This window comes from Microtetraspora niveoalba (genome assembly GCF_001570405.1).
GTDB lineage: Bacteria > Actinomycetota > Actinomycetes > Streptosporangiales > Streptosporangiaceae > Microtetraspora > Microtetraspora niveoalba.
In genome coordinates this window covers 95365-116330 of the sequence record NZ_BBYM01000006.1, presented here as the reverse complement: position 1 = coordinate 116330, position 20966 = coordinate 95365, and the positions used below count along the sequence as shown (strand labels likewise).

Sequence of the window (20966 nt, the reverse complement as noted above, 5' to 3'; positions counted from 1 at the left end):
GGCGGTGTTGGACCGACCGTTCGACCGGCCGATCGTGCCGTTCCGCCAGTTCGTCCTGAAGGTGCACAGCCGTTGTGACCTCGCGTGCGACCACTGCTACGTCTATGAGCACGCGGACCAGAGCTGGCGGGACCGCCCCAAGGTGATGTCACCGGTGACGGTGACCGCCGCCGTGGCGCGGATCTCCGAGCACGCCCGGCGGCACCGCCTCGACGAGGCGCACGTCGTCCTGCACGGCGGCGAGCCGCTGCTCGCCGGACCGGCCCGGCTGGCGGCCATCGCCGCCGAGCTGCGCGCGGGCCTTCCCGAAGGGTGCGCGCTCGACCTGCGCGTCCACACCAACGGCGTGCTGCTGAACGACCGCTTCCTCGACGTGTTCGCCGAGCACGGCGTCCGGGTCGGGATCTCCCTCGACGGCGACCGCGCCGCCAACGACCGGCACCGCCGGTACGCCGACGGCCGCAGCAGCTACGACCAGGTCGTCCGGGCGATCGGCCTGCTGCGCGGGCGGCCCGAGCTGTACGGCGGCATCCTGTGCACCATCGACGTCGCCAACGACCCGATCCGGGTCTACGAGGCGCTGGTCGACCTGGAGCCGCCCCGCGTCGACTTCCTGCTCCCCCACGCCACCTGGGACGCCCCGCCGCCCCGCCCCACCGGCACCGCGTACGCCGACTGGCTGATCACGATCTTCGACCGGTGGCAGGCGGACGGGCGGCCCGTCTACGTCCGGCTCTTCGACTCGATCGAGAGCACCAGCCGGGGCGGGCCGAGCCGCACCGAGGCGATCGGCCTGGAGCCGAGCAGTCTCGTCGTCATCGAGACCGACGGCTCCTACGAGCAGGTCGACTCGCTCAAGGTCGCCTACGACAGCGCGCCCGCGACCGGGCAGCACGTCCTGCGCGACTCCCTCGACGAGGTGGCCGCGCACCCCGGCGTGATCGCACGCCAGCTCGGCCTGGACGGCCTGGCCGAGCAGTGCCGGGCCTGCCCCGTCGTGGACAGCTGCGGCGGGGGCCTCTACCCCCACCGGTACCGCTCCGGCAGCGGCTTCTCCAACCCGAGCGTCTTCTGCTCCGACCTCTTCACACTGATCACCCACGTCCGGGACAGGATCACCATGCCCGCCGCCCACGCACTGCCGCACGCCGCGCTCCGCACGCTCGCCTCCGGGATGGGCGGCGCCGAGGAGATCGGCCACCTGGCCGCCGGCCAGGCCAGCCTGGCCCGCGCGCTGCTGGCCGCGCTGCGGCGCGACGCCGCCGACCGGGCCGCCGGGCGGGCCGCCGAACGGCTGAGCCGGCCCGCGTGGGACCTGCTCACCGAGATCGACGCCACCAACCGCGACGCCCTCGACGCCACCCTCGCCCACCCGTACGTACGCGCCTGGGCGGTGTCCTGCCTGCGCGGCGAGGCGCGGCCCGGCTACCTGGCCAACCTCGCCGCCGCCGCCGCGCTGCGCGCCGGGCTCGACGCGAAGCTGGAGGTCGAGGTCGTCGACGGCGCGGTCCACCTGCCGGGGCAGGGCACGCTGACGGGCGCGGCCGCCCGGCACGACGGCACCGCGACCCTGGTGATCGAGGACGGCCGCCCCCGGATCGACGACGGGCGGGCCGCCGGGGACGCACCCGCGCAGGCGTGCTGGCGTCCCGCGCGGCGCCTCACCTCGCGAGGGTTCTCCGTGCTGCTCGAGGACGCCGACCCCCATCGCGACTGCCACCAGTGGCCGGCCGCCTCCCGGCTCACCGAGGCCGACCTCGCCGCCTGGCAGGAGCGGTTCGACGAGGCGTGGCGGCTCATCGAGGCGGACCTGCCCGCGTACGCGCCGGGCCTGCGGGCGGGCCTGAGCACGCTCACGCCACTCGCGCCCGCGCCGCCCGGCCGGGACGTCAGCTCGACCGCGCGGCACGCGTTCGGCGCGGTCGCCGCCGCCCTGCCGGAGGACCCGGCCACGCTCGCGCTGCTGATCGTGCACGAGTTCCAGCACGTGAAGCTCGGCGCGATCCTCGACATGCTGGACCTGCATGAGGAGACCGGCGGCCGGCTGTACTACGCGCCCTGGCGGGAGGACCCCCGGCCGCTGGAGGGGCTGCTCCAGGGGACGTACGCGCATCTGGCGGTCACGGACTTCTGGCGGGTGCGCAGGCACGCCGCGCCCGACCCGGCGGAGCGGGAGTTCGCCCGCTGGCGCGGCCAGACCGCCGAGGCGGTCGAGACGCTCGCCGCCTCGGGCGCGCTGACCCCGGTCGGCGCGTGGTTCGTCGCCCGTATGCGGGAGACGGTCGCCCCGTGGCTGGAGGAGCCGGTGGCGGAGGCGGCCGACAAGGCCGCCGAGCGGGCGGCCAGAGCGCACAGCGACGCCTTCCGCCGCTGACCGGTGGGGGCCGCCGTGACCTCCACCGTGACCTCCACCGCGACCGCCGCCGGGCCCTTCGCCGTGCCCGTCACCGCGGAGCGGCTCCGGCGTGATCTGCGCGCGCTCGGGGTCCGCGCCGGGCAGACCCTGCTCGTCCACGCCTCGCTGAGCCGCGTCGGGCCGGTGGCGGGGAGCGCCCGGTCGGTCGTCGCCGCGCTGCGGGACGTGCTCGGCCCCCACGGCACGCTGGTCGTGCCCGCCGGCACGGCGGACAACTCCGACACCTCGCCGCTCCATCTGGAGGCGATCCGGGGCATGACCGCCGAGGAGATCGCCCGGTTCCGGGCGGGGATGCCGGCGTTCGACCCGGAGACGACACCGTCCACGGGCATGGGGCGGATCGCCGAGGAGGTGCGCACCAGCCCCGGGGCGGTGCGCAGCGCCCATCCGCAGACGTCCTTCGCCGCCGTCGGCCGGCTCGCCTCCTGCCTGATGGACGGCCACGCCCCCGACTGCCACCTGGGGGAGGCGTCGCCGCTCGCCCGGCTGTACGACGCGGGCGCGTCCGTGCTGCTCCTCGGCGTCGGATTCGACCGCTGCACGGCGTTCCATCTCGCCGAATATCGCTACACGAGCGCCCCGCCCCGGCGCCTTTACCGCTGCGTCGTCGATTTCGGCCGGGGCCCCGAATGGTGGGAATACGAGGACGTGGTCCTGGACGACGGCGATATGGGCCGGCTCGGCGCCGATTTCGATTCGACCGGAAAGGTACGGCGGGGCCGGGTCGGTCACGCGCGTTCGTTTCTGTTTCCCGTGGCAGCGGCGGTGGATTTCGCGACAGAATGGTTCGCCCTGCACCGATCCACCCTCGAATACGGCATCCCAGGCGCTACCTTGACTTAGCGTGAGTTTCTATAGTGAATATGCGTGGAGGAAAGGAGGCGGATGGCTCCCCGACCGGCTCCTGGATCTTCCAGCCAGCTCCCCTATTTCTTCCTGAGCTACGCCCACATCCCCCCGCACGACCAGAACAGGCGGGGTGACCCGAACAAGTGGGTGGCCAAGCTCTTCGGCGACCTGTGCGACCACATCATGAACATGACGAACCTCCCCACCGGCGCGCAGGCCGGGTTCATGGACGTGGACCTCCGCTCGGGGCACCACTGGCCGGAACGGCTGGCCGACGCCCTCGCGACCTGCCGGGTGTTCGTGCCCCTCTACTCCCCCCGCTACTTCGAGAGCGAGCAGTGCGGCAAGGAGTGGGCCGCGTTCCAGCAGCGGATGACCAACCACGCGGGCCCCGACGGCCAGCTCCCCGAGGCGATCGTTCCGGCGTTGTGGACCCCGCTCCCGGTGGACCGGCTTCCGCAGGTCGCCCAGTCGATCCAGTTCACCCATGACGGACTCGGCCCCCGCTACCAGGAGGAGGGCTTCTACGGGCTCGTCAAGCTCACCTCGATGCGCTCGCACTACCAGCGGGCCACGCTCGCGCTCGCCAAGCGCATCGTCGAGGTCGCGCACAGCACGTACATCGCCTCGATGCGGCCGGCGCCGGAGTACCACGCGCTCAGCAGCGCCTTCCCGGACTATCGGGCCGAGCGCCCGCTGAAGGTGACGATCGCCGCCCCCGACCTGGGCAGCCTGCCGCCGGAGCGGAACCCGTACTACTACGGCCTGAGCCCGCAGGAGTGGAACCCGTACCGGGGGGAGAACTGCACCCGCCCGCTGGCCTCCTACGCCGCCGACATCGTGTCCGCGTACGGCTTCCTGCCGCAGGTGGGGTCGTTGGACGAGCACGCCAGGGAGCTGATGTCCGAGGAGGGCCCGGACTCACCCGCGGTGATGCTGGTGGATCCGTGGGCGACGACGGGGAGCGACTGCCGCGAGCGGCTGCGCGATCTCAACCGGCGGCGGCACAAGTGGATCGGCGTGATCGTTCCGTGGAACGACGAGGACGCCCAGACGGCGGCGTCGCGTCCGCTGCTGCGCGCGTCGGTGGACGGCGCGCTGGACGAGGGCCTCACCGACCTCGGCACGGACGTGGACTCGCTCAGCGCGTTCCACAGGGCCCTTCCCGACGCGCTGGGCAGGGCGGCGAACCACTTCTTCAAGACGGCCCGGACCTATCCGCCGGAGGGGCCCGCGACCAAGAAACCTCGGCTGATGGATTCGGAGGAGCCCAGATGACCGACCAGCAGGAAGACGAGGGCCGGATCGTCACGTTCTACTCGTACAAGGGCGGGACGGGCCGGACCATGGCCTTGGCGAACACGGCGTGGGTGCTGGCCGGCAACGGCCTGCGCGTCCTCGTCGTCGACTGGGACCTCGAGTCGCCGGGGTTGCACAAGTTCTTCCATCCCTTTCTCGACGTCGGCACGATCAGCGCGACGCCCGGTGTGATCGACATCATCAGCAACTACATGTGGGCGGCGGTGCGCGAGCAGCAGCGGCCCGCCGACTGGCACCGTGAGTACGCCAGGGTGATGCCGCACGCGGTGTCGCTGGAGTGGGAGTTCCCGGGGCGCGGGACCCTCGACTTCGTCTCGGCGGGGCAGCAGAACCGCGACTACTCCTCGCTGGTGTCCACCTTCGACTGGGACAACTTCTACGAGCGGCTCGGCGGCGGCCGGTTCCTCGATGCGCTGCGCGCCGACATGAAGCGCAACTACGACTACACGTTGATCGACAGCCGGACCGGCATGAGCGACATCGCCGACATCTGCACGATCCAGATGCCGGACATCCTGATCGACTGCTTCACGATGGCCGACCAGAGCATCGAGGGCGCGGCCAAGATCGCCCGCTACATCGACGAGCGGTACCGCGACCGCGAGATCAGGATCCTGCCGGTGCCGATGCGGATCGACGACGGCGAGAAGGACAAGCTGGACGCGGGGCGGCTCTTCGCGCGCAGCAAGTTCGACCGCTTCCCCAAGGGCATGACGCCGGAGGAGCTGAACCACTACTGGCTCTCGGTGGAGATCCCGTACAAGCGGTTCTACGCGTTCGAGGAGACGCTGGCCGCGTTCGGGGACACGCCGGGCTCGCCGACCTCGATGTTGTCGGCGTACGAGCGGCTGACGGCGGCGATCACCGGGGGGCGGGTCACGTCCTATCCGGCCCTGGAGGAGAGCGTCCGGACCCGGTGGCTGGACGCGTTCACCCGGCGGCAGCCGGCCGAGCACACCGACATCCTGGTGAGCTACGCGCCGGAGGACCGCATGTGGGCCGACTGGATCGGCGCGGTGCTGCGGCGGGCGGGGTGCCGGGTCACACCGCAGGCGATCGACGGCCCGCAGAGCCTGGACGGCGGCGAGGGCCGGGGCCAGGCGCTCGTCATCCTCTCGACCGCCTACGTGCGCTCCGCCCACGGGCGCGAGACGTGGGAGCGCCTGTCCGCGCCGGACATGGCGGGCAACGGCCGCCCGCTCATCGCGGCCAGGATCGCCGACGTGCGGCTGCCCGCCCCCTTCTCCGACCGGCCGCCGGTCGATCTCGTACGGCTCACCGCCGGGCAGGCGACCGACGCGGTGCTGCGCGCGGCCGGCCGGGACCCGGCCGACTACGCGGCGGCCCCCTCCACGCTCGGCTCGCGCTTTCCCGGGACGGTCCCGCCCATCTGGAACGTGCAGGCCCGCAACCCGGCGTTCACCGGGCGCAGCGCGGCCCTCGAGACGCTCCGCGACCAGCTCGTCGGCGGCAGCCAGGCGGTCGTCCTGCCGCAGGCGCTGTACGGCCTGGGCGGCGTGGGCAAGACGCAGGTCGCGCTGGAGTACGCGCACCGGTTCATGGCCGACTACGACCTGGTGTGGTGGATCCCGGCGGAGCAGCCCGAGCTGATCAACCCGTCCCTGGCCGAGCTGGCCGGGCGGCTCGGGATGCGCGTGGGCGACAGCGTGGTCGAGGGCGCGGAGGCGGCCCGCGAGGCGCTGCGGCGCGGCGAGCCGTACTCGCGCTGGTTGCTGATCTTCGACAACGCGGGCGATCCGGAGGAGGTCAGGGGTTTCCTGCCCGGCGGGCCGGGGCACGTGCTCGTGACCTCGCGCAACCGCTCGTGGTCGAGCGTCGCGGCCCCTCTCGAGGTGGACGTCTTCAGCCGCGAGGAGAGCCTGGAGCATCTGCAGCGCCGGGTGCCCGAGCTCGACCCGGGCGAGGCGCTGCGGGTGGCCGAGGCGCTGGGCTACCTGCCGCTGGCGGTCGAGCAGGCGGCGGCCTGGCTCGGGGAGACCGGGATGTCGGCCGGCGAGTACATCTCGCAGTTGGAGACGCAGACCGCGGAGATCCTGTCCACGAACCCGCCGCCCGGCTATCCCCAGCCGGTGGCGGCGACCTGGAACATCTCGCTCACCCAGCTCCGCGAGCGCTCCCCCGCGGCGGTGCGGATGCTCCAGCTCTGCGCGTTCTTCTCCCCCGACCCGATCTCGATGTTCCTGCTGTACAGCGACGAGATGATGCGCTCGCTGCTGCCGTACGACGACACGCTGCGCGGCGAGAAGCTCATGCTGGGCCGGCTGATCAGGGAGATCAGCCGGTTCGCGCTCGCCAAGATCGACCAGGGCAGCAACACGATCCAGATCCACCGCCTGGTCCAGGCCGTGATCAAGGGGCAGATGTCGGCCGACGAGGTGGACGACACCTCGCACGAGGTGCACCACGTGCTGGTCGGCGCCCGCCCCCGGCAGGGCGAGGTGGACGACCCGGAGAACTGGGCGAGGTACGACCTCATCTGGCCGCACCTGCTGCCCTCGAACGCGGAGAACTGCACGGAGGAGGAGACGCGCCGGCTGCTCACCGAGCGGGTCCGCTACCTGTGGAAGCGCGGCGAGTTCGCCGGCGCGCTGCAGCTCGGGCAGCGGCTCGCCGACTACTGGGAGGAGGAGTTCGGCCAGTACGAGCGGCAGCGCCTGCACCTGCTGTTCAACATCGCCAACGTGCAGCGCTCGCAGGGCAGCTACCAGGCGGCGCGTGAGCTGGACGAGTGGGTCAGGGAGCAGCAGACGCGGGTCATGGGCGAGAACCACCCGCACACGCTCCTCACGACCGGCGGCCTAGCCGCCGACCTGCGGGCGCTCGGCGAGTTCGACCTCGCCCTGGAGATGGCCAGGGAGACGTACGACAAGTGGAAGGAGCTGTACGGCGAGGACGAGAAACGCACGCTCAACGCCGCCAACAACCTGGCGGTCTCCTATCGGCTGGTGGGCGACTGCTTCAGCGCGATGGAGCTGGACCAGGACACCTTGGAGCGGATGCGCCTGGTCCTCGGCGAGTCCCACCCGTACACGCTGGGGACGGCGCAGAACCTGGCCCGCGACATGCGGGAGGCGGGCGAGTTCAGGCGGTCGGTCGAGCTGCTCGAGCAGACGCTGCAGCGGTACCGGGAGGTGCTGTCCGACGACTACGTGGACACGCTGCGGGCGTCCAAGAGCCTCGCGGTGTCGCTGCGCAAGGCGGGCCGGCAGCAGGAGGCGATGACCCTGGCGCGCGAGACGTACGACCGCTACCTGGCGCTCTATCCGAACTCTCCCGAGACGCAGGCGGCCGCGCTGGAGTACGCGAGCTGCATGTCGGCGCTGGAGAACAAGGACGGCGCGAGGGACGTGGCGCTGGCCACGATGACGGCCTACCAGAAGCTGCTCGGCGCGGACCATCCGTACACGCTGGTGGCGGCGAACAACCTGATGACGTACCTGCGGGGCACCGGCCGGCGGGAGGAGGCGCTGGCGACGGGCGAGAAGACGCTCGACGCGCTGCGCCTGCGGCTCGGCGACCGGCATCCGTTCACGCTGTCGTGCATGGTCAACGTGGCGAACTGCGCCGGGGAGCTCGGACGGCACGAGCAGGCGGAGTCGCTGGAGCGGCGGGCGCTGGCGGGGCTGCGCGACACCCTGGGGTTCGAGCATCCCGACACGCTCGTCTGCCAGGCCAACCTGTCGGTCACGCTCGCCGCGATGGGCAGGACGGCGCAGTCCGAGCAGATGCGCGATGCCACCCTGGCGTCCATGCTCGCCGTGCTCGGGGAGGGCCATCCCAACATCGTGGCCCTGCAGGCGTGGCGGCGGATCAACCGGGACCTGGAGCCGCAGCCGACCTGATCAGGCGCGGGTGAGCCAGAGCAGCACGTCCGGCAGGACGTCCAGCGCGCCGAAGTGGGCCGCGCCGCGCCGGATGTCCAGGGTCGCGCCGGGGATCCTTGCCCCCAGCCAGCGCGCGTGGCCCACCGGGGCGAACACGTCGTTCTCGCCGTGCCACACCAGTGTCGGCACGGCGATGGCGGCGGGGTCGAACCCCCACTCCCAGGAGAAGGCGAGCACGTCGTCCACCCAGCCGTCGGCGGTCTCCCGCAGGCCCTCGGCGAAGTTCGCGACGAGCATCCGGCGGATGCCGTGGTCGGAGACGACGCGCCGGTCCGACTCGGGCACCTGCTCGTAGAGCCCGACCACCTTGCCGGCGGGGTCGGCGCGGATCTGGCTGGCGGCGGAGCCGAGCCGGGCGGAGACCAGGCGGTCCCCGGTGATCGCCGCGGTGTACTCCACGACGTTGGACCGGACCATGCCGTCGAACCAGTCGAGCCCGTCGGCGTCGCGCGGGGCGATGGGGACGAGCGCGGCCGCGCGGGTGACCCGGCCGGGGAGCAGCGCGGCGCAGGCGAGGGCGTGCGGGGCGCCGCCCGACCTGCCGACCACCGCGAACGTCGGCACGCCCAGATGGTCGGCGATGACGGCCACGTCGGCGGCGACGTCGGCGACGAGCCGGCCGCGCATCCGGTCCGACCGCCCGTAGCCGGGACGGTCGAAGCTGATCAGCCGGATGCCGAGCCGGTAGAGCGTCGTCTCGCGGGGTGAGGGGCCGACCCGGCTGCCGGGAGTGCCGTGCAGGTGGAACACCGGGCTGCCGTCCGCGGCCCCCCGCTGCTCCACTGCCAGCCGTCTGCCGTCCGGAGCCGCCACGAAGATGGTCAAGGAATCCTCCCGTCGCACTTCACCCCATTGAGTAAAGTTTCCCCACTTTTGGGAGAATCAGCTATCGCAGCTTGGGGTCGAGGGCGTCCCGTACGACGTCGCCGAGCATGAGGAAGCTCAGCACGGTGGCGGTCAGGAACAGCGCGGGGAAGACCAGCAGGTGCGGGTACTCGGCGAAGAACGTCTGGGCGACGTTGAGCTGCAGCCCCCACGACACGTCCGGGTACTGCAGGCCGACGCCGAGGTAGTCGAGGGTCGCCTCTCCGGCGATCACGTTGCCGACGTTGAGCATGGCGACCACGAACACCGGCGCGATCGCGTTCGGGAGGATGTGCCGGAACATGATCCGCCGGTCACCCGCGCCGAGCATCCGGGCGGCCGCCACGAAGTCCATGTCCTTCACGGCGATCACCTGGCCGCGCATCAGGCGGGTCATCGTCGTCCAGCCGAGCACGACGAGGACGAGCGTCATGGCCCACATGCCCCGGCCGGGGAAGGCCACCAGGACGACGGTCGCCCCGAGGACGAACGGGATGCCGAAGAAGACGTCCGTGATCCGGGCGATCAGCGCGTCGAGCACGCCCCCGTAGTATCCGCCGACCAGTCCGAGCACGACGGCGATCAGCAGCGCGAAAACGGTCACCGCGACGCCGATCAGGATGGACGCCCGCGCCCCGTGCACGATCTGCGACCAGTAGTCGCAGCCCTGAAGGTCGTACCCGAAGACCGCGCCGGCGCCGGGCCCCTTCTTGGACATCCTGAGGTTGCAGTTCTCGTTCGGGCCCATCGCGGCGAACAGGTCGGGGACGGCCGCCATCGCGCCGGCCACGACGAGGATGACCGCCGACATCCAGAACACGACCCGCCCGCGCAGTTCCAGCCAGGCGTCGCGCCACAACGACCGGCCGGCCGTGCCGGTCTCGCCGGCCGGGTCCGGGACGTCGGGCGCGGCGCCGGCCACGCCGCCCGGCGCACCGCCGGACGCGGCCGTGAGGTCCGGCGGGGGGCCGGTCGCGGTACGGCCGGGCTTCGGCGCCTCTCCCGGCTTTCCGGGCTTTCCTGGAAGGAGCTCAGGCACGGCGGATCCTCGGGTCGAGCACGCCGTACAGCAGGTCCACGACCAGGTTGGCGACGATGAAGATCATGACGAGCAGGGTGACGACGCCGACGACGACGGGACCCTCCTGGAGTTGGATGGACTGGAACACCTGCTGGCCGATGCCGGGCAGGTTGAAGATGCCCTCGGTGACGACCGCGCCGGCCATCAGGTTGCCGAAGTCGATGCCGAGGTAGGTCACCACGGGGATCAGCGAGTTGCGCAGCGCGTGCAGCCCGACGATCCGGCGGCGCCGCAGCCCCTTCGCCGTGGCCGTGCGGACGTAGTCGGCGCGGAGGTTCTCCACGAGCGAGGTCCGGGTGAGCCGGGCGACGTAGGCGAGCCCGAACGAGCCGAGCACCATGCCGGGCAGCAGGTAGCTGACCGGCCATCCCTCGTCGGTGCCCGCCGTCGGGAACAGCCCCAGGTTGAGGCCGAACAGGATCTGCGCCGTGTACCCGACGACGAAGACCGGGACCGCGATGACGAACGTCGTGCCGGCGAGGACGGCCGTGTCGGCGATGCCGCCGCGGCGCAGTCCCGCGACGACCCCGAGCCCGACCCCCACGACCAGCTCGAAGATCCAGGCGGTGAGCGCGAGTTGCGCGGTCACCGCCCACCGATCCGCGAGCAGGTCGCTCACCGGCTGCCCGGTGAAGGTCTCGCCGAGGTCGCCCTGGAACACCCCGAGCATGTAGTAGCCGTATTGCACGAGCAGCGGGTCGTTCAGGTGGTAGCGCTCGCGCATGACGTCGAGCACCTGCTCGGGCACCGGCTTGTCGCCGGCCAGCGCGAGTATCGGGTCTCCCGGGAGCGCGAACACCATCGTGTAGATCAGGAAGGTGGTGATCACGAAGACCGGGACGGCCTGGATCAGGCGCTGGACGGCGTATCTCACTTGTTCTTGACCGTGATCGTGTCGAGGTTGTTCGTGTAGGGCGTGAGCTTGACGTCACCGAGCCGGCTGGAGTAGCCCGACTGGTCCTGCCAGTTCCACAGCGGGATCAAGGGCATCTCGGCGATCGCGAGGTCCTCGGCCTTCTGGTAGAGCGGCAGGCTCGCCTCGACGCTGGGCGCCTCGTTGGCCTGCTTGATCAGGTCGACGAACTCCTTGCTCTCCCAGCCCATGCGGTTCCCCTCGCCCCACATGTACTCGAGGTAGTTCTGCGGGCTCGGGTAGTCCATGACCCAGTTCTGCCGGAAGGGGCCGTCCTCCTTGCGCTCCCGCAGCGTCGTCAGGTAGTCGGAGGCCGGGATCTTGCGGAACTTGATGTCCTGGATGCCGAGGTTCTGCTTGAGCTGGTTGGCGACCGCGGTCATCCACTGCTCGTAGCTCGGGTCGGCGTTCGAGAAGTACAGGTTGAGCGTGCCGCTGAACCCGCCCGCCTGGTCGAAGAGCTGCTTGGCCTTCGCCGGGTCGTACGCGCAGGGCTCGCCGCAGGCGTCCTCGCGGTAGCCGGGCACGAGCGGGGCGACCAGCGACGCCATCGGCTTGAACGCGCCGTTGTAGACGGCGTCGACGATCGCCTGCCGGTCGATGGCCATCGAGACCGCCTTGCGCAGGTCGGCGTTGGCGAACCGCTTGTCGAACGTCGGGAAGCCGAGGTAGTCCATCGTGCCGCCGGCCGTCGACAGGAACCGGTCGCCGAGCAGCTTCTTCGCCTCCGGCGCGCTGGCCGGGGGGATCGTCGTCAGCAGGTCCACCTTGCCGGCCCGCAGGTCGGTGTACGCGGTGTCCCGGCTGGCGTAGATCTTGAACTCGACGCCGTCCGAATGGGCCTTGCGATCGCCCGCGTAGTCGGGCGACTTCTTGACCGCGATCTTCTGGTTGTGCTGCCAGGCCCCGTCGAGCGTGAACGGGCCGTTGCCGATCGGCGCCTGGTCGAACGCCTTGAGGTCCTTGAACGCGGCCTTCGGCATCGGCGCGAACGCGATGTAGGCCAGCGTGATCGGGAACTGGCTGAACGGACCGGTGAGCGTGACCTTGAGGGTGTTCGGGTCGACGACCTCCAGCCCGGTCATCTTGTCCGTCTTGGGCTCGCCCTCCTCGGGGTTCAGCGCGTCGTACCCCTCGATGTTGGCGAAGTAGTAGTTGTTGGTCCAGCCGTTCGGGCCGTAGGCGACCGCGTTCCAGGCGTCCGCGAAGCTCTCGGCGGTGACGGGCTCACCGTTGCTGAACTTCTGGCCCTGCTTGAACTTGATCGTCCAGACCTTCTGGTCGTCACTGGTCACCGACTCGGCCGCGCGCATCTGCGGCTTGCCGTCGGCGTCGATATACACCGGGGTATCGAAGATGGCGTCGAGCACCGCAATGGAATAGCTGCTCGACGTGTTGCCCGGCGTCAGGTGGTCGGGCTCGGTGAGCGCGACCGAGAACACGCTCGGTCCCTGCGCGTCCCCGCCCTGCTTGTCCTGCCCTCCGCCTGAGCCGCCGCATCCGCTGACCCCGCCGAGGATGACCGCCGCCACCGCGAGGGCGGCGGTTCGTCTTCTGCTGAGCGTCACGTGATCCTCCGCCTCTACTGTTGCGGTGAGGGTAAAGAGCGCTTCAAGTGCTTACATCGGATGGTTTACGTATTCCTTGCAAAAAGGATCTACGGCAGGCTTATCGTGGAGGCCCCCATGAATCAGATCAGCCTGAGCGCGCGTCACCTCCACGCGATCGCCGAACTGGGCTTCCGAGTGGCCCAGGACGGGGCGCACGGCGCGATGACGGCGCTGCGCCAGGTGATCCCGGTGGAGGCCTACGAGTTCGTGGCGTTCGACCCGGCGACCGGACGGCACCGGTCGCTGGTGTCCGCCGGGTACGCCCGCGTGGACGCCGACGCCGCCGAGGAGTACACCAGCCTCGCCCCCTACCGCAGGGCGATGTCTCTGAAGGAGCCCCTGGTCATGGGCTCCCCCGGCACCGAGCGCTACTTCCGCCGCCATCTGGAGCAGTACGGCTGGCGCGCCGGCATCACCACGCCGCTGTTCCTCACCGAGGGCCGCTACACCGGCCTGCTGCACCTCCACTCGCGGGACGACTTCCCGCCGGAGGCCGGCACGGTGATCTCCGCGGTCTCCCCCGCGCTGGCCCACGTCACCGACCTGACCCGCTGCGTCATCGACCCGCTCGGGCTGCCGCCCGGCTTCCACGCCCTGGCGTACGAGCGCGGCGGGCGCTGCCGGACGGTGGCGGGCTGGCCGCCGTCGGAGGCGCTGCGCTCCGAGGCCGCCATGGCCGGGCTGGCCCGGGAGTTCATCGACTCGCGCGAGCTGTCCCGGCGCGGGCTGTGGCTGGACGGGACCGGCCAGTGGCGGGAGCTGCGCATCCACCGGGCCGGTGTCGGCTTCCACGGCTCCATCCAGGGGGCGGTCATCGCCGAGCGCCCCTGCGCCCTGCCGTACGAGCTGACGGCGCGGGAACTCGAAGTGCTAACCCGGGTGGCGCGGGGCGACTCCAACCCGCAGATCGCGGCCGCCCTGGTCCTCAGCGTCCGCACGGTCACCACCCACCTGGAGCACGTCTTCGCCAAGCTCGGGTGCGACAGCCGTACCCGCCTGACGACCAAGGCCCTCGCCGAGGGACTGTGCCGGCTGGATCTTCCCTGATCCGCCGCCCCCGGCGCGCCCGAACCCGGTGAAGAAGTCCGGCGAACTCCCTAGGGACCTCCGACAGCGATTCTGAGATCCTGTTGGGGTGGTGATCAGAACGGACGATGGTGAACATTTGGGGCTGCTGTTCCCGGACGGCGGAGACGGGCGGGCGCTCCCGGCCGGCCTTCCCCCGGGAGCCCTCGTGTGGCCGGACCCCGCGTACGACCGGCTCCGGACCCACCGCCGCCCCTCGTTCTGGCTCAGCGACGCCCCGGTCCCCGCGTCGCTGTGGGCCCGCCTGCGGGCCGAGCACCCGAGCTCCGGCCTCTGGCCGGTGCTCCTGGAGGACTCCGTACAGCCCTGGTCGGCCGGGCAGATCGCGCCGGAGCCCGCGTCCGAGATCGACAACTACCGGGCGGAGTCCTTCATGGCGGAGGTGTGGCGGGACCTGCTCGCCGGGGGCGTGGCGGACCTCGCCCCCTATGGGGAGGAGTGCCCGGGCCCGGCCGAGCCGGGGCGGCTGGTCGCCGACCCCGACGTGGTGGCCGACTGGTACGCCCGGATCGTGGCCGGCCGCCGGACGCCGCTCGGCCTCGCGGCGGTCGACCGGGGCGCCGACGTCCTGGCGGTGATGGGCTGGCAGGGCGCGGTGCACCACAACGAGTGGAGCGTCCCCCTCGCCGCGGTCGTCCGGAGCTGGGAGGACCGCTTCGGCGCGAGGGTGATCGGCATGGGGTTCAACACGCTCGACCTGAGCGTCGCCGCGCCCCCGGCCACCGTCGAGCACTCGCTCCACGTGGCGGCGGAGCACTGGACGTTCTGCCCGGACAGCATCCTGCAGGGCCCGGGCACGCTCGCCGACTACGCCGAGCAGATCCGCGGCAAGAACGCCTGGTCGTTCTGGTGGGACTGACCGCCGTGACCGGCCGCCGCGCGGCGACCGGTCACGGCGGGGTCGTCAGGTGATGTCGCGGCGCACGGTCGTGACGTTCGCGACGACCGCGAAGACCACCGCGTAGCCGACCAGCACCGCCGCGCCGCCCCAGGCGGGCAGCATGTCGCCGCCCGTGCCCATGCCGGTGTCCACGTCGATGCTCATCAGCGCCTGGGCCGCCCCGCCGGGGAACCACTTGCCCACGACCTGCAGCGCGGGGATCGCCAGGAAGACGCTCTCGATGATGTACGCCCAGGCGACCGCTCCGACGATGCCGGCGATCTGGTTGCGCACGAGCGCGCCCAGGGCGATGCCCAGGATCGTGTAGAGCGCGAACGAGGCGACGGTGCCGAGGGCGATCTGCGGGACGCGGCTCTCCGTCAGCGAGAGCTCGCCTCCGGCGATCAGCACCGCGGGGATCACGACCAGGGCGGTGAAGGCCAGCACGGCCAGCGCGAACAGCGCGCCGACGACCAGGCCCGCGCCCAGCTTGGCGGTGATCACCCGGCCGCGGCGCGGCGTCGTCAGGAAGGTGCCGGTGATCGTCTGGTAGCGGTACTCGGAGGTCATCATCACGACGCCGAGGATCATCACGAAGATGCGGCCGCTCGACCCCGCCGACCAGGCGACCTGCGCCCACTGCGGGGTGTCGATCGGGGGCAGCCCGCCCGGCTCGTTGCCCGCGAAGCCCACGAAGAAGGCCAGGCTCAGGCCGATGAAGAAGACGGTGGACAGGAGCATGACCCACCACAGCCGCGTGGTCGACAGCTTCAGCAGCTCCGCCCGCACCAGGCCGATCATCGTGCCTCCGTCAGTTCCAGGAAGACCTTCTGCAGGTCGGAGCGTTCGGGGGTCATCTCGGTCAGGACGACGCGCTGGTCGAGCACGATCCGGCCGATCTCCTCGGGCTCCAGGCCGTGGACGCGCAGCGCGCCGCCGTCGACCCGCTCGACGGTCGCGCCCGCCTTCTCCAGCGCAGGGGCCAGGTCGCCGCCCTCGGCCGTCCGGACGCGCACGGTCTTCTCGCCGCCCGCGGTCAGGTCGGCCAGCGTGCCCTGCCGTACGAGGCGGCCGCCCGCGATGATCACCACGTTGTCCACGGTCTGCTCGACCTCGGACAACACGTGGCTGGAGACCAGGACGGCCGCGCCCCGGTCGTGGGCGAGGTGCCGCAGGAAGCCGCGCAGCCACTGGATGCCGGCGGGGTCGAGCCCGTTGGCCGGCTCGTCCAGGATGTACACCTTGGGCTCGCCGAGCAGCGCGGAGGCGAGGGCGAGCCGCTGGCGCATGCCGAGCGAGAAGCCGCCGACGCGCTTGCCGGCCGCGTCCGCCAGGCCGACCTGGCCGAGGGCCTCGTCCACCCGCGCGACCGGGAGCCCGGCGGCGACGCAGAGCAGCCGCAGGTGGTTGCGCGCGGTGCGCCCGGGGTGGAAGTTGGTGGCCTCGAGCACCGCCCCGACCTCGTTCAGGGGCGTGGCCAGGTCGGTGTAGCGTTTCCCGCCGACCAGCGCCTCGCCGGAGTCGGGCGTGACCAGGCCGAGCAGGGAACGCAGCGTAGTGGTCTTTCCCGCGCCGTTCGGTCCGAGATATCCGGTGACGGAGCCGGCCTCCACGGTGAAGGTGACATCGTCGACCGCCCGGACCGCGCCGAAGGATTTCGACAGGTTTCGGATCTCAATCGCAGTCATCGGAGGCGATTATCAATCCGAGATCATCGAATTTCCTCCTCCTTTGTAAGGAGATATCGCGCGAAAGCGGGAATCCGCCGCCGTACCGGCACGAGCGGTTCCCGCCCGGCCGGCACGGCCGTCGCGCCCGGTCGCGTCCGGTCGCGTCCGGGACTATCGGGCGCAGAGGCGCAGCACGTTCGCGATGATCCTGGCTCCCGCGCCGCCCTGCGTGGTGAGGATCGACTCGGGGTGGAACTGCACCGCGAAGCGCCGGTTCTCGACGTCCTCGATGGCCATCGCCGCTCCGTCCGGCGTGAAGGCGGTGACGGCGAAACCGCGCACCCCGGGCCGCTTGGCGTGCAGCGAGTGGTAGCGGGCGGCCACGAACTCCGCGGGCAGGCCGTCGAGCAGGGCGCTCTCCCCCTCCCGGCGCACCTGGCCGCGCTTGCCGTGCTCCGGGTACGGCAGCAGCTCCAGGCTGCCGCCCGCCTGCTCGATCATGGCCTGCATGCCGAGGCAGACGCCGAAAACCGGCAGTTCCCTGGCGTACAGCGCCTCGACGAGGGCGGAGCAGCCGAAGTCGGACGGCCAGCCGGGGCCGGGCGACAGCACGACGAGCGTCGGCGCGATCTCGTCGAGCATCTCCAGCGGGAACCCGTGCCGCAGGGTCACGACGGACGCGCCCTGCTGCCGGAAGTAGTCGGCCAGCGTGTTGACGAACGAGTCCTCGTGGTCCACGAGCAGCACGGTGTGCCCGGCGCCGGGCAGGTCGGCGGCCTGCCGTCCCTCGTCCTCGGGCGTCTCGCGGCCGACGGCGGCGAGGGCGCCGAGCAGGGCGCTCGCCTTGAGCTCGGTCTCGCGCTCCTCGGCCCCGGGGTCGGAGTCGTACAGCAGGGTCGCCCCGGCCCTGACCGTGGCCACGCCGCCGCGGATCTGCGCGGTGCGCAGGGTGAGCCCGGTGTTCATGGAGCCGTCGAAGCCGATGAAGCCGACCGCCCCGCCGTACCAGCGCCGGGTGGTCGCCTCGTTGTCCTCGATGAACTGCATGGCCCAGGTCTTGGGCGCGCCGGTGACGGTGACCGCCCACATGTGGGTGAGGAAGGCGTCGAGGGCGTCGAACTCCGGTCGCAGCCGACCCTCGATGTGGTCCACGGTGTGGATGAGCCGGGAGTACATCTCGATCTGGCGGCGGCCGATGACCCGCACCGTGCCCGGGACGCAGATCCGCGACTTGTCGTTGCGGTCGACGTCGGTGCACATGGTCAGCTCGGACTCCTCCTTCACGCTGGACAGGAGGGTGCGGATGGCCTCGGCGTCCTCGACCGGGTTGGCGCCGCGGGCGATCGTGCCGGAGATCGGGCAGGTCTCGACGCGGTCGCCGGTGACCCGGACGTACATCTCGGGCGAGGCGCCCACCAGGTGCTCGCCGTCGCCGAGGTTGAGCAGGAACTCGTACGGCGCGGGGTTGCTCGTGCGCAGGGACCGGTAGAAGGCGGCGGGATCGGTGCAGGTGGAGTGGAAGACCTGACCGGGGACGACCTCGAACAGGTCGCCGCGCTTGAACTTCTCCTTCGCCTTCGCGACGATCTCCGCGTACGCCCCCTTCTCGGGGTTCGGCGGGATCTCGGTGGGGGTGACCAGCGGGAACGTGTCGCCCGTCCGCTCCAGACCGCGGGTGGAGACGCCGTCCACGACGAAGTCGTACAGGTACTCCATGCTGGTCTCGCGCACGCGGTCGATCACGACCAGCCGGTCCGGCAGGTGGAGCACGAGGTCGCGCTGGTCCGCCGGGCGAGGCAGCGAGTAGCGGATCGGCTCGAACTGGAAGGCCAGGTCGTACCCGAAGGCGCCGTACAGGCCGAGGTGCGGGTCGTCGCCGCGGAAGGCGGCCATCAGCTCGCGGATAGCGGTGAAGACGGTCGGGCGGCGGCTGCGCATCTCCTCGGGGAGGATGTCCTCCGACCCCTCGACCACCACCTCGACGTGCTCGGCGGTGGGGGCGGCGACCGGCTTGCCCGCCGCGAGCAGGCACGAGGCGACCGCGGGCAGGACGACGCGGCCGCGCTCGTTGAGCGCGCGGGCCGAGATCCGCCGCCCCCTGGCGACGATCTCCACGCATGGGTCGACGTAGCCGAACGCCCAGCGGCTGTACCGGCCGGGGTAGTCCATGCCGGAGGAGAACGCCCCGCCGCGCCGCTCGCCGAGCGAGGTCACGATCTCTTCGAGCGCCGCTTCGGGCACCTCGCGCACGAGGCGTTCGACCTCGACGCCGCCGGCCGTGGTGTATCCGCTGGTATCCACCTGTCTCGCCCCTTGATTTTCGTAATGCCCCTGGGGCGGACATGAAGAAGGCCGCCTCTCGGGGCGGCCGTCTGCTCTGATCGCGAAATGCGAAACCCGTCGCCGCCTGTTAGCGGCGCCACCACTGATTCGGAGTTCGCATGGTGTACAGGTTAGCGGCCCCGCGCGTGATCATGCAACGACACTTCTCCCCGCTCATAGCGAATAATGTTACTAGGAGGTTACAAACACGGCGAGGAGGGACGAATGACGCTCATGCTGCCCGGGCGCCGCGCCCACCGCGTGCTCGTCCGCCGTGACGTGCCGATCCCGATGCCGGACGGCGTCACACTGCTCGCCGACCGGTACGTGCCGGTCGGCGCGGACCGCCCGCCGACCGTCCTCATCCGCTCGCCGTACGGCCGGGCCGGGGTGGTCGGCTGGATGTACGGCAGGGCGTTCGCGCGGCACGGGTTCCACGTCGTGATCCAGAGCTGCCGCGGCGGGTTCGGCTCGGGCGGGCTGCTCGACCCGCTCGCCGACGAGCGCGAGGACGGCCTGGCCACGGTCGCGTGGATGCGGGCCCAGTCGTGGTACGGCGGCAGCTTCGCCATGCACGGCCCCTCCTACCTCGGTTACGCCCAGTGGGCCATCGCGGCGGAGGCGCCCGATCTCCGGGCGATGGCCACTCAGGTGACGGCGTCCTGCTTCCGCGACGCGGCCTACGTCGGCGGGTCGTTCGCGCTGGAGTCCACGCTCGTCTGGACGACGCTCACCGCCGGGATGGAGGGACGGCTGGGCGGCGCCGCCGCGACCTTCCTCGCCCCGCGCCGCACCCGCCGCGCCGTGTTGTCCGGCCTGTCCGGCCGGCCGCTGTCGGAGCTGGACCTCGTGTCGGCCGGCCGGCCGCTGCCGTTCTTCCGGGACCTGATCGCCAACCACGCCGACCCGTCGTCGGCGTACTGGCGCAAGCGGGACTTCTCCGCGTCGGTCGGGGAGGTCAGCGCCGAGGTGACCATGACCGGCGGCTGGTACGACGTGTTCCTGCCGTGGCAGCTCAAGGACTACGCGGCGATGCGGGCGGCGGGGCGGCGGCCGTACCTGACGATCGGGCCGTGGTACCACGCGGACTACCGGCTGGGCAGGGTGGCGGGCGCGGACGCGCTGGCCTGGTTCCGCGCCCACCTGCTCGGCGACCCGTCCGGGCTGCGCCTCTCGCCGGTGCGGCTGTACGTGACCGGCGCGGACGAGTGGCGGGACTACTCCGACTGGCCGCCGCCGGGGACCCGGGAGGAACGCTGGCACCTGCGGCCGGGCGGGGCGCTCTCCACGGACAACCCCGTCCCCTCCGAGCCGGACCGGTTCCGGTACGACCCGCGGCACCCCACGCCGGTGCTCGGCGGGCCGGTCCTCATCGGCAACTCGATGCCGCGCGACAACCGGCGGCTGGAGTCGCGGCGGGACGTGCTGGTCCACACCTCGCCCGTGCTGGCGGAGGACACGGACCTGATCGGCGAGGTGTCCGCCGACCTGTACGTCCGGACCAGCACCGAGCACGCCGACGTCGTGGTCCGCGTCTGCGACGTCCACCCGAACGGGACGTCGATGAACGTGTGCGAGGGCGTCCGCAGGCTCACCCCGGCCGATCGGGCCGACGCGGACGGCGTACGGCGGGTGCGGGTGGACCTGTGGCCGATCGGGCACCGTTTCCGGCGCGGCCACCGGATCAGGGTCCACGTGGCGGGCGGGGCGTACCCCAGGATCTCCCGCAACACCGGCACCGGCGACCCGCTCGGCCCCGGGCCGGCCGCCGCGGGGGCGGCGATGGTGTGCTGCGACCACGAGGTGCTGCACGACCCGGCCCACCCGTCCGCCGTCCTGCTTCCGAGGGCCGCCCGGGGCTGACCCGGGCCCGGAGGGCGCTGAAGGGGCCGGGGACGCCGGGCCCGGGCCTGGAGTGCGCTGAGGGGACCGCCCGGGGGCTGACCCGGGCCGCGCCGCCCTCACCGGCCGGGGGCCGATCGGAGGGCCGAGCCGATCGAGGGGCCGGGCGGGCGACCGGGAGAGGTCTCGTGACGCTCGGCGCGCCAAC

Annotated in this window: 14 protein-coding genes; 7 read left to right on the top strand and 7 right to left on the bottom strand. The window is 71.8% G+C overall.

Features of this window, described 5'->3' with window-relative positions; all coding sequences use genetic code 11:
- The first annotated feature begins 4 nt into the window (after window positions 1-4).
- The 4 genes from AWQ70_RS06210 to fxsT are packed head-to-tail and all read left to right on the top strand — an operon-like array spanning window position 5 to window position 8448.
- Window positions 5-2374 carry an FxsB family cyclophane-forming radical SAM/SPASM peptide maturase gene (locus tag AWQ70_RS06210; protein ID WP_218004435.1) on the top strand — a complete coding sequence of 790 codons (2370 nt, stop codon included), beginning with the start codon at window positions 5-7 and terminating at the stop codon, window positions 2372-2374.
- A gap of 15 nt (window positions 2375-2389) precedes the next feature.
- Window positions 2390-3259 (top strand): AAC(3) family N-acetyltransferase, encoded by an 870-nt coding sequence (locus AWQ70_RS06205; RefSeq protein ID WP_306303392.1) that lies wholly within the window; start codon window positions 2390-2392, stop codon window positions 3257-3259.
- A gap of 42 nt (window positions 3260-3301) precedes the next feature.
- Window positions 3302-4543, top strand: a complete 1242-nt coding sequence (locus tag AWQ70_RS06200; RefSeq protein WP_084516572.1) for a TIR-like protein FxsC — start codon at window positions 3302-3304, stop codon at window positions 4541-4543.
- Window positions 4540-8448: an FxSxx-COOH system tetratricopeptide repeat protein gene (fxsT, locus tag AWQ70_RS06195; RefSeq protein WP_067171615.1), complete on the top strand. Its 3909-nt coding sequence runs from the start codon at window positions 4540-4542 to the stop codon at window positions 8446-8448. The genes AWQ70_RS06200 and fxsT overlap by 4 nt, the downstream gene beginning before the upstream one ends.
- Here fxsT and AWQ70_RS06190 read toward each other — a convergent pair whose 3' ends face one another.
- The 4 genes from AWQ70_RS06190 to AWQ70_RS06175 form a co-directional block, all read right to left on the bottom strand.
- Window positions 8449-9315: an alpha/beta fold hydrolase gene (locus AWQ70_RS06190; RefSeq protein WP_067171614.1), complete on the bottom strand. Its 867-nt coding sequence runs from the start codon at window positions 9313-9315 to the stop codon at window positions 8449-8451.
- A 61-nt stretch (window positions 9316-9376) separates the two neighbouring features.
- The gene (locus AWQ70_RS06185) at window positions 9377-10393 is read right to left on the bottom strand and encodes an ABC transporter permease (RefSeq protein WP_245646767.1); all 1017 of its coding nucleotides are present in this window, start codon (window positions 10391-10393) and stop codon (window positions 9377-9379) included.
- On the bottom strand, window positions 10386-11309 hold the full coding sequence (locus AWQ70_RS06180; RefSeq protein ID WP_067171612.1) for an ABC transporter permease: 924 nt from the start codon (window positions 11307-11309) through the stop codon (window positions 10386-10388). The genes AWQ70_RS06185 and AWQ70_RS06180 overlap by 8 nt, the downstream gene beginning before the upstream one ends.
- Complete coding sequence (locus tag AWQ70_RS06175) at window positions 11306-12916, bottom strand: peptide ABC transporter substrate-binding protein (RefSeq protein ID WP_157529915.1); 1611 nt, start codon at window positions 12914-12916, stop codon at window positions 11306-11308. Before AWQ70_RS06175 ends, AWQ70_RS06180 begins: the two co-directional genes overlap by 4 nt.
- Before the next feature lie 117 nt (window positions 12917-13033).
- Between AWQ70_RS06175 and AWQ70_RS06170 the strand changes: the two genes are divergently transcribed.
- Together AWQ70_RS06170 and AWQ70_RS06165 are read left to right on the top strand one after the other, a co-directional pair.
- Window positions 13034-14005, top strand: coding sequence for a helix-turn-helix transcriptional regulator (locus AWQ70_RS06170; RefSeq protein WP_067171602.1), 972 nt, complete (start codon window positions 13034-13036; stop codon window positions 14003-14005).
- 88 nt (window positions 14006-14093) lie between these two features.
- A complete protein-coding gene (locus AWQ70_RS06165) occupies window positions 14094-14903 on the top strand; it encodes a DUF4253 domain-containing protein (protein ID WP_067171600.1) in 810 nt (269 codons plus the stop codon).
- A 45-nt stretch (window positions 14904-14948) separates the two neighbouring features.
- On the opposite strand, the gene AWQ70_RS06160 is transcribed toward AWQ70_RS06165, so the two are convergent.
- The 3 genes from AWQ70_RS06160 to AWQ70_RS06150 form a co-directional block, all read right to left on the bottom strand.
- The gene (locus tag AWQ70_RS06160; protein WP_067171598.1) at window positions 14949-15725 is read right to left on the bottom strand and encodes an ABC transporter permease; all 777 of its coding nucleotides are present in this window, start codon (window positions 15723-15725) and stop codon (window positions 14949-14951) included.
- The gene (locus tag AWQ70_RS06155) at window positions 15722-16612 is read right to left on the bottom strand and encodes an ABC transporter ATP-binding protein (protein ID WP_067171596.1); all 891 of its coding nucleotides are present in this window, start codon (window positions 16610-16612) and stop codon (window positions 15722-15724) included. The genes AWQ70_RS06160 and AWQ70_RS06155 overlap by 4 nt, the downstream gene beginning before the upstream one ends.
- 153 nt (window positions 16613-16765) lie before the next feature.
- Window positions 16766-18895, bottom strand: coding sequence for an anthranilate synthase component I (locus tag AWQ70_RS06150; RefSeq protein WP_067171594.1), 2130 nt, complete (start codon window positions 18893-18895; stop codon window positions 16766-16768).
- A 246-nt stretch (window positions 18896-19141) separates the two neighbouring features.
- Here AWQ70_RS06150 and AWQ70_RS06145 point away from each other — a divergent pair, with 246 nt between their 5' ends.
- Complete coding sequence (locus tag AWQ70_RS06145; protein WP_067171592.1) at window positions 19142-20779, top strand: CocE/NonD family hydrolase; 1638 nt, start codon at window positions 19142-19144, stop codon at window positions 20777-20779.
- Window positions 20780-20966: the final 187 nt, after the last annotated feature.

Coding starts and splice junctions, on each gene's coding strand:
- AWQ70_RS06170 (WP_067171602.1), top strand. CDS start 13,034: ATGAATCAGATCAGCCTGAGCGCGCGTCACCTCCACGCGATCGCCGAA.
- AWQ70_RS06145 (WP_067171592.1), top strand. CDS start 19,142: ATGACGCTCATGCTGCCCGGGCGCCGCGCCCACCGCGTGCTCGTCCGC.
- AWQ70_RS06160 (WP_067171598.1), bottom strand. CDS start 15,725: ATGATCGGCCTGGTGCGGGCGGAGCTGCTGAAGCTGTCGACCACGCGG.
- AWQ70_RS06155 (WP_067171596.1), bottom strand. CDS start 16,612: ATGACTGCGATTGAGATCCGAAACCTGTCGAAATCCTTCGGCGCGGTC.
- AWQ70_RS06200 (WP_084516572.1), top strand. CDS start 3,302: ATGGCTCCCCGACCGGCTCCTGGATCTTCCAGCCAGCTCCCCTATTTC.
- fxsT (WP_067171615.1), top strand. CDS start 4,540: ATGACCGACCAGCAGGAAGACGAGGGCCGGATCGTCACGTTCTACTCG.